This window comes from Tessaracoccus caeni (assembly GCF_029211185.1).
GTDB lineage: Bacteria > Actinomycetota > Actinomycetes > Propionibacteriales > Propionibacteriaceae > Arachnia > Arachnia caeni.
Window position 1 is genome coordinate 1 of record NZ_JARGDO010000047.1, and the last position, 1,751, is coordinate 1,751.

General features: G+C 54.5%; 1 rRNA gene. It reads right to left on the minus strand.

From position 1 onward, the window contains the following. Positions 1 to 73 precede the first annotated feature (73 nt). Positions 74 to 1,595: ribosomal RNA gene (locus tag P0D62_RS18905) — 16S ribosomal RNA — on the minus strand. Positions 1,596 to 1,751 lie beyond the last annotated feature (156 nt).

A 1,751-nucleotide genomic window follows, 5' to 3' on the forward strand; every position in this document is an offset into this window, starting at 1 on the left:
ATAATGATCTAGGTCAATGTTCCACAGAAACCCATCCCACAACGGAAAACGTGGGACATATATGGCTCCTTAGAAAGGAGGTGATCCAGCCGCACCTTCCGGTACGGCTACCTTGTTACGACTTAGTCCTAATTACCAGTCCCACCTTCGACGGCTCCCCCCACAATGTGGTTAGGCCACCGGCTTCGGGTGTTACCGACTTTCATGACTTGACGGGCGGTGTGTACAAGCCCCGGGAACGTATTCACCGCAGCGTTGCTGATCTGCGATTACTAGCGACTCCGACTTCATGGGGTCGAGTTGCAGACCCCAATCCGAACTGAGACCGGCTTTTAGAGATTCGCTCACCCTCACAGGCTCGCAACCCACTGTACCGGCCATTGTAGCATGCGTGAAGCCCTGGACATAAGGGGCATGATGACTTGACGTCATCCCCACCTTCCTCCGAGTTGACCCCGGCGGTCTCCCATGAGTCCCCGGCATAACCCGCTGGCAACATAGGACGAGGGTTGCGCTCGTTGCGGGACTTAACCCAACATCTCACGACACGAGCTGACGACAGCCATGCACCACCTGTAAACCGACCAAAAAGGCACACCCATCTCTGAATGCTTCCGGCATATGTCAAACCCAGGTAAGGTTCTTCGCGTTGCATCGAATTAATCCGCATGCTCCGCCGCTTGTGCGGGGCCCCGTCAATTCCTTTGAGTTTTAGCCTTGCGGCCGTACTCCCCAGGCGGGGTACTTAATGCGTTAGCTACGGCACGGAGAACGTGGAATGTCCCCCACACCTAGTACCCACCGTTTACAGCGTGGACTACCAGGGTATCTAAGCCTGTTTGCTCCCCACGCTTTCGCTTCTCAGCGTCAGGAAAAGTCCAGAGAACCGCCTTCGCCACCGGTGTTCCTCCTGATATCTACGCATTCCACCGCTTCACCAGGAATTCCATTCTCCCCTACTTCCCTCAAGTCAGCCCGTATCAAAAGCAAGCTCGGAGTTAAGCCCCGAGTTTTCACTTCTGACGCAACCAACCGCCTACAAGCTCTTTACGCCCAATAAATCCGGACAACGCTCGCACCCTACGTATCACCGCGGCTGCTGGCACGTAGTTAGCCGGTGCTTCTTCTCCCACTACCGTCAAACAAACTTCGTCATGGGTGAAAGCGGTTTACAACCCGAAGGCCGTCATCCCGCACGCGGCGTTGCTGCATCAGGCTTCCGCCCATTGTGCAATATTCCCCACTGCTGCCTCCCGTAGGAGTCTGGGCCGTATCTCAGTCCCAATGTGGCCGGTCGCCCTCTCAGGCCGGCTACCCGTCGAAGCCTTGGTGAGCCACTACCTCACCAACAAGCTGATAGGCCGCGAGTCCATCCCCAACCGAAAAAACTTTCCAACCCCCACCATGCGATGAGAGCAGAATATCCAGTATTAGCAACCGTTTCCGGCTGTTATCCCAGAGTCAGAGGCAGGTTACTCACGTGTTACTCACCCGTTCGCCACTCGTGTACCCCCGAAAGGGCCTTACCGTTCGACTTGCATGTGTTAAGCACGCCGCCAGCGTTCGTCCTGAGCCAGGATCAAACTCTCCAACAAAAAACCACAACCAACACAACCCCAACCACAAAGAACCAGAGAAGACATTGGCCATAATCAAACATGAAGAGCGAACCAAAAACCCAAATCCAAACATCTAGCTCGAATCCGAATCAATGAACACTCAAAGAAAAACCACAACCTGCAACCACAAAA